This is a genomic window from Caldanaerobacter subterraneus, assembly GCF_004345675.1.
In the GTDB taxonomy this organism is placed as follows: Bacteria; Bacillota; Thermoanaerobacteria; order Thermoanaerobacterales; family Thermoanaerobacteraceae; genus Thermoanaerobacter; species Thermoanaerobacter subterraneus.
The window spans coordinates 141010-147915 of sequence record NZ_SLWU01000001.1; the positions used below are offsets into that span (position 1 = coordinate 141010).

At 36.1% G+C, this 6906-nt stretch carries 7 protein-coding genes and 1 pseudogene; 6 read left to right on the forward strand and 2 right to left on the reverse strand.

Annotated features, from left to right (window positions below):
• Nucleotides 1–14: 14 nt before the first annotated feature.
• The 6 genes and pseudogenes from murQ to EV203_RS13645 all read left to right on the forward strand — a co-directional run bounded on the left by murQ (nucleotide 15) and on the right by EV203_RS13645 (nucleotide 5709).
• Nucleotides 15–935 (forward strand): N-acetylmuramic acid 6-phosphate etherase, encoded by a 921-nt coding sequence (gene murQ / locus EV203_RS00700; protein ID WP_132038867.1) that lies wholly within the window; start codon nucleotides 15–17, stop codon nucleotides 933–935.
• A 3-nt stretch (nucleotides 936–938) separates the two neighbouring features.
• On the forward strand, nucleotides 939–2003 hold the full coding sequence (locus EV203_RS00705) for a serine hydrolase domain-containing protein (RefSeq protein ID WP_132038868.1): 1065 nt from the start codon (nucleotides 939–941) through the stop codon (nucleotides 2001–2003).
• 2 nt (nucleotides 2004–2005) lie between these two features.
• A complete protein-coding gene (locus EV203_RS00710; RefSeq protein ID WP_011024706.1) occupies nucleotides 2006–3148 on the forward strand; it encodes an exo-beta-N-acetylmuramidase NamZ family protein in 1143 nt (380 codons plus the stop codon).
• A gap of 14 nt (nucleotides 3149–3162) precedes the next feature.
• Nucleotides 3163–4728, forward strand: a pseudogene (gene nagZ / locus EV203_RS14195) (beta-N-acetylhexosaminidase).
• A gap of 37 nt (nucleotides 4729–4765) precedes the next feature.
• Nucleotides 4766–5194 carry a GNAT family N-acetyltransferase gene (locus tag EV203_RS13640; protein ID WP_243700543.1) on the forward strand — a complete coding sequence of 143 codons (429 nt, stop codon included), beginning with the start codon at nucleotides 4766–4768 and terminating at the stop codon, nucleotides 5192–5194.
• Nucleotides 5195–5226: 32 nt separating this feature from the next.
• On the forward strand, nucleotides 5227–5709 hold the full coding sequence (locus tag EV203_RS13645; RefSeq protein ID WP_243700544.1) for a GNAT family N-acetyltransferase: 483 nt from the start codon (nucleotides 5227–5229) through the stop codon (nucleotides 5707–5709).
• A 24-nt stretch (nucleotides 5710–5733) separates the two neighbouring features.
• On the opposite strand, the gene EV203_RS14010 is transcribed toward EV203_RS13645, so the two are convergent.
• Both EV203_RS14010 and EV203_RS00725 read right to left on the reverse strand, forming a co-directional pair.
• The gene (locus EV203_RS14010; RefSeq protein WP_279432240.1) at nucleotides 5734–5868 is read right to left on the reverse strand and encodes a hypothetical protein; all 135 of its coding nucleotides are present in this window, start codon (nucleotides 5866–5868) and stop codon (nucleotides 5734–5736) included.
• A gap of 90 nt (nucleotides 5869–5958) precedes the next feature.
• On the reverse strand, nucleotides 5959–6906 hold a 948-nt coding region (locus EV203_RS00725), incomplete at its 5' end, for an IS256 family transposase (protein ID WP_132038869.1).

A 6906-nucleotide genomic window follows, 5' to 3' on the forward strand; every position in this document is an offset into this window, starting at 1 on the left:
AAGGACTGGGTTTAATGACGCTAGAGGAATTAATAACCGAAGGAAGAAATCCAAACACGATGGATATAGATAGACTTAGCACCGTTGATATGCTTAAAAAGATCAACGAAGAGGACAAGAAAGTGCCACTTGCAGTGGAGAAAGTTATACCTTCTATAGCTGAAGCGATTGACAGAATCGTACCGAGGATGAAAAAAGGAGGGCGCCTTATATACGTTGGAGCCGGTACAAGTGGGCGTATTGGTATTTTGGATGCTTCCGAATGCCCTCCTACCTTTGGGGTAGACCCTGGACTGGTGGTAGGGATAATAGCAGGTGGAGATAGTGCAATAAGAAATGCAATAGAGAGCGCAGAAGATGATGTAGAAGGGGGGAGGCAGGACCTTGTAAGTATAAATTTGACAGAGCGAGATAGTGTAATAGGTATATCTGCTAGTGGCAGGACGCCTTATGTCATAGGAGCTTTAAGATATGCTAAAGAGGTAGGAGCCCTTACAATAGGATTATTCTGCAATGAAAATAAAAATGTTGAAAACATAGTAGATGTGATGATTACTCCAATAGTGGGTCCAGAGGTTATAATGGGTTCTACTCGAATGAAGGCCGGTACTGCCCAAAAACTTGTGCTGAACATGATTTCTACAGGAGTAATGATAAAGCTTGGGAAAGTTTATAGTAATTTAATGGTAGACCTTCAAGCCAGCAACGAAAAATTGAGAGAAAGAGCAAGGCGGATGGTAAAATTGGCTACTGGTGCAAAGGAGGACTTGATAGAGAGAGTTCTTAATGAAACAAATTATAATGTAAAATTGGCAATTTTAATGATAGTAGGAGATATGGAGAAAGAAAAAGCTCAAAAGCTTTTGGAGATGGCGGACGGATATATAGCAGAGGCGATTAAGCTAAAAGATTTAGTTTTACAAGGAGAGGAATAAATTATGAGTTTTAATCTTTCGAAGTTGGAAAAGGCTTTTATGTTATTGGATAAAGGGATAGAAGAAGGAGTATTTCCAGGAGTTGCAGCAGTAGGTGATGACAAGGGTTTTGTGAGGGTTGAAGTAAAAGGGAATAAAAGATTATATCCGTATGATGAAAAGCTTAACAGAGAATCTCTGTTTGATTTGGCTTCTCTTACAAAAGTTGTAGCTACAACTATGTTGCTAATGAAAATGTTAGAGAGCGGACTTATATCTGTATACGATAGAGTTTCAGAGTATATCCCGAATTTTAAAGGCGATGGCAAAGATAAAATTACTATATTTCAACTTCTCACTCATACTTCTGGATTGCCGGCTTACCTTCCCTTTTATGAAAAATGCAAAGATTACCTTGATTCTATAAATTACATATGTGAAGAAGTAAAGTTAAATCCAAATAAAAATGTGGAATACAGCGACTTAAATTTCATTCTGTTAGGTAGGATATTAGAAATTTTAGGAGGCAATAGACTTGACACGTTATGTCATAAAGAGGTATTTGAGCCATTGGGAATGAAAGATACAATGTTTAATCCTATAGGAAAGGATGTTGTTCCTACAGAATTAGACAAAACTACTGGCAAGGTTATAGAAGGGGTATGCCATGATGAAAATGCGAGGTTTTTTGGAGGAGTGTCGGGACACGCAGGGCTATTTTCAACCATAGATGACCTTGTAAAATTTGCTACAATGCTTATAAACTTTGGCAGAGTTAGAGAAGAAGTATTTTTGTCCTATCCTCTGTTTATCAGAATGATAACAAATTATACCCCAAATTCAGAAGAAAACAGGGGATGGGGATGGGTTATAAAAGGGCACACTGCTTTTGGCGGAGATTTATTTTCGGAAAAAGCTTTTGGCCACACAGGTTTTACAGGTACTTCTATCTGGGTAGATCCGGAGTATAAAGTGTTCATGATACTACTAACAAACAGAGTGCATCCTACTCGTGAAAATGTGAAGATAATAAGGTTTAGGCGGCTTTTCCACAATGCTGTGCTTTCAGCTTTGGATTGGAGGAATTAGAGTTGGTAAAGTGTGGAGTAGACCTTTTGGAAAAATATAAAGAGCTTTTTAAAGGCAAAAGAATTGGGCTAATTACTTCACCTTCTGGTGTTAATCAAGATATGAAATCTACAATAGAAATCTTCCATGAGAATTTTAACTTAACTGCTTTGTTTTCACCAGAGCACGGAGTGAGAGGAGAATTTCAAGCAGGTGAAAAAGTAAAGGGATACGTAGATGAAAGGACAGGAGTGAAAGTTTATAGCTTATACGGAGATACAAAAAAACCTACACCAGAAATGTTAGAAGAAATAGACGTTTTAGTGATAGATGTGCAGGATGTGGGTTCCAGGTATTATACTTACCTTTATACCATGGCTTATGCAATGGAAGCGTGTAAAGAAAATGGTAAAGAATTTGTAGTTTTAGATAGACCTAATCCTATTGGAGGTTTGAAAGTAGAAGGGAACATATTAGATACCAAGTTTAGGTCTTTTGTAGGATGGTATCCAATTCCGCAGCGCTATGGTCTTACTATAGGGGAGTTGTCTCATCTGTTTAACAAAGAATTTGGCATCAATTGTGATTTGCACGTCGTAAAGCTTGAAGGCTGGAAAAGAGATATGTACTACGATGAAACAGGCCTTTTGTGGGTCAACCCCTCACCTAACATTTCTTCTCTAGATGCAGCAGTGCTATATAGCGGTACTTGCTTATTTGAGGGAACTAATATTTCGGAGGGGCGAGGTACTACAAGACCTTTTGAGATTATAGGTGCTCCTTGGATTGACCCTTACAAATTAGCCGATTCTATGAACAAAAAAGGGCTAAAAGGGGTTGTATTTAGGCCAGTTTACTTTATACCGAGTTTTTCTAAACACAAAGGACAGTTGTGCAAAGGGGTTCAAATACACGTAAAAGATAGAAAAGCTGTTGACTCAGTTGAAGTGGGGATAAAGCTATTATACGAGATAATAAGGCAAAGTGGTGAAAATTTTGAATGGTTGCCACCATATGGGGAAAGTAACGTATATTTTATTGATTTGCTAGCAGGTACAGATGAGTTAAGGCTGATGAAGTATGACGAGGATCAGTTATTGGATAAATGGAAAAGAGAAAGTGAAGAGTTTAAAAGATTGAAAGAGAGTTATCATTTCTATGAATAGAGAGGATTGAAAAAATGAAGAAAATAGAAGAAATGACATTGGAAGAAAAAATAGGGCAAATGCTGATGATAGGTTTTCCGTCAGCTTTTTACGACGACCATATAAGAGAATTGGTAACAAGTTATAAAATAGGGAATGTAATACTGTTTTCAAGAAATGTGCAGGATGCAAGGCAAGTAATGGATTTATGCACTGACATACAGAAAGAAGCAATAGAAAATACCGGAATACCAGCTTTTATCTCTATTGACCAGGAAGGTGGCATGGTCACAAGGATTTACAGAGGAGCTACTTATCTTCCCGGCAATATGGCTATTGGTGCTACAAAAGACCCAGAAAATGCTTATAAAGTGGGAGAAATAGCTGGAAGAGAATTGAGAACTATAGGCATAAACATAAATTTCGCTCCGGTTATGGATGTGAACAACAACCCTTTAAATCCAGTGATAGGAGTCAGGTCTTACGGTGAAAACCCAGAGGATGTGGCTAATTTTGGAATAAACTACATAAAAGGGCTTCAAAAAGAAGGTGTGATAGCTACAGCTAAACATTTCCCGGGACATGGGGACACAACTGTGGATTCTCACCTTGATTTACCGAAAGTCAATCATGGCAAGGATAGGCTTTATGAAGTGGAATTATACCCGTTTAAGAAAGCTGTAGAAAATGGCGTAGATGCGATAATGACAGCTCATATACTTTTCCCGGCTTTAGAAGATAGTAAAGTTCCTGCAACTCTTTCTTATAATATCCTTACCCGCATCTTAAGGGAAGAATTCAAGTTTGATGGGTTAATTATAACTGACTGTATGGAAATGAATGCGATAGCCAAATATTTTGGCACTCAAAAGGCGGCGTCAATGGCTATAAAAGCTGGAGCAGATATAGTTTTGGTTTTTCTTACACAAAAGAATTGCAAATAGATGCTTTTAATGAGATAAAAAATGCTGTTATACGTGGAGAAATACCAATTGAGAGAATTGATGAGTCTGTTGAAAGAATTATTAAGGTAAAAGAAAAGTACAAACTTTTTGAAAGTCCATATCCTGATGAAAATAAAATTAAGACTTTAGTTGGTAACAAGACCCATCAAGAAATTGCTAAAAATATAAGTTTATAAAAGATGAAAAAGAACTTTTGCTTATAAGAAGTAAAAAGGTGTTAGTTATTTCACCAGAAGCGGTGCCTATTTCAGCTGTTGATGATGCGATGATAGAAAAACTATCCTTTTCAAGAGAGTTTGTGAAAAAATTTGGTGGAGTAGAAAGGACAATATCTATAAATCCTGATGAAGAGCTTATATAAAATTTGAAAGAAGAAACCAAAGACAAAGAAATAGTAGTAATTGGTACTTATAATGCTAGTCTAAATCAAGGTCAGGTGAGGCTTGTAGATTCCATACAGGAAGTCAATAAAAATATAATTGTAGTTGCGTTAAGAGACCCTTATGACTTAATAAAATTTAAAGAAATATCCACGTATATTTGTACTTATATACACACCTTGCAGTACAAAGTATACTTGAGATTTTAGATGGTAATTATAAGGCGAAAGGTAAATTACCTGTTTCAATAATGTGAGAGGGGTGGGGATTAATAAAATATTATATACAAAAATTTGTCAAGAGATTATGTTGATGAAATTTTGCAGCTTTGGAACAAGGAGATTGGGAATAAATTCCCGATGAGGAAGCAACTTTTATTACAAAATACATTTGAAAATGTTAATGTTTTCTTGGAAGGTTCATGGATAGCTTTAGAGGAAAAGACCGGTAAAGTTGTAGGCTGTATAGTATCAAGAGTATGGAAGGAAAATTTGGATTGTATAAAAGAAAATAAAAGTATTGGACATATACATTTTTTATTAATAGATTCTGAATATAGAAAAAAGGGAATTAGAACACAGATTTTATTAAAAACGGAGGATGCATTAAAGAAAAAAGAAATAAAAACAATTATATTAGGTCAGGATCCATGGCATTACTTTCCAGGGATTTCTCTGGAATTTAAAGAAACACAAGAATGGTTTAAGAAAAAGGATATTTAAATTATGGCATAGAAAGTGATATGTACTGCAATTTGTCCAATAAACAAATTAATTTGCCTTATTTGGAAAATATAAAATTTAGTATATTGAATTTAGAGGAAAAAGATGATTTTTTGTCATTTTTAAAAGAGAATTTTCCAGGAAGATGGGAATATGAGGCAATCCATTATTTTATGAAAGGGGGAAAAGGCAGAGAATTTGTAATAGCTAAGAAAAATTCAGATATTGTAGGTTTTTGTCGAATTAATGATAGTCATTCACCTTTTATAGCACAAAATGTTTATTGGGCACCATTGTTTGACAAAGAATTAGGTGGAATTGAGCCTTTAGGTATTGCACAAAAAGAAAGAGGCAAAGGGTTAGGCATTGCAATTGTTCAAGCCGGCATATATTTTTTATATCAAAGAAAAATTAAAGATGTAGTTATAGATTGGACTGATTTAGAGAATTTTTATAGAAAGTTAGGCTGGGAGGCCTGGAAACAGTATTTTGTATTTAAAAAGGTTTTGCTATAATAATACTTTTTGAAAGTAAGAGTTTTACGCTATACCAAAGATATAAATACCTATATTCATTCTGAGGTCAAGTCCAAATTTTTGTGTAAAATCCCCCTGGTTAGAACATGAACCTTCTTTATCACCACCGTTCAATTCATTGTACTGCTTCCGCCCCATGGTGTCAAGGATACGCTACGCCGGGCTTTTGCCCGTCCTTGACACCATGGGGCTCCAGCAGTTATCAAAAACTAACGGTGGTGATAAAGGTCATTTTATTGAAATAACCTTATCTTTCGATTTTTTTGAAATTTCTTTTTGCCACTCGAAATACTCAGTCATATCTAAATACTTCCTCCCTGAAGCCCATTTTTCATCTTGTTCCATTAACAATGCTCCTATTAGGCGAATGCCAGATTCTCGACTTGGGAATATTCTTATAACTCTTTCACGACGACGAATTTCTTCATTTAGACGCTCTAACATATTAGTAGTGCGAAGTCTCCTTCGATAAGGCTCAGGAAGTTCTAAAACCGCTATTGCATCTTCAAACCCTTCTTCTAAAATCTCCATTGCTTTAGGAGCTTTATCTCTATATTCATCTAATACTTGATTTAATAGCATTCTCGCTGTTCTGGGATCTGGTGCTTCAAATATGGCTCTTAGTTTGGCATGTAATTCTTTTTGTAAAGCTTTTGGAGTCTTATCAAGGATATTTCTCATAAAATGTGTTTGGCACCTTTGCCACGTAGCTCCCTGGAAGTGTCGACAAATAGCTTGTACAAGTCCACTATGATGATCGGAAACTACCAAATCAACTCCATGGAGCCCTCTCTGCTTCAGCCATGAAAAGAATTCACTCCAGCTATCTTCTGATTCACTGTCTCCTATCATAAGGCCTAATACTTCTCTATAGCCGTCTTCATTTATGCCTACAGCAATTAATACGCTGCGTTGACGAACACGTCCCTCTTCTCTTACTCTTATCACCATTGCATCAACTATAACAAAGGGAAAGCTTTTTTCTCTTAAAGGTCTTGAATTCCACGCTGTAATAATAGGATCGAGATTTTTGCAAAGCTCGGAAATTGTGGATTTTGAAAATTCAGTTCCACAAAGTTCATAAGTGATTTCTTCGATTTTTCGGGTAGATACTCCATTAACCACCATCTCCATTAGTGCCAACAAAAGGGCCTGCTCACTTCTCTGGTAACGGTT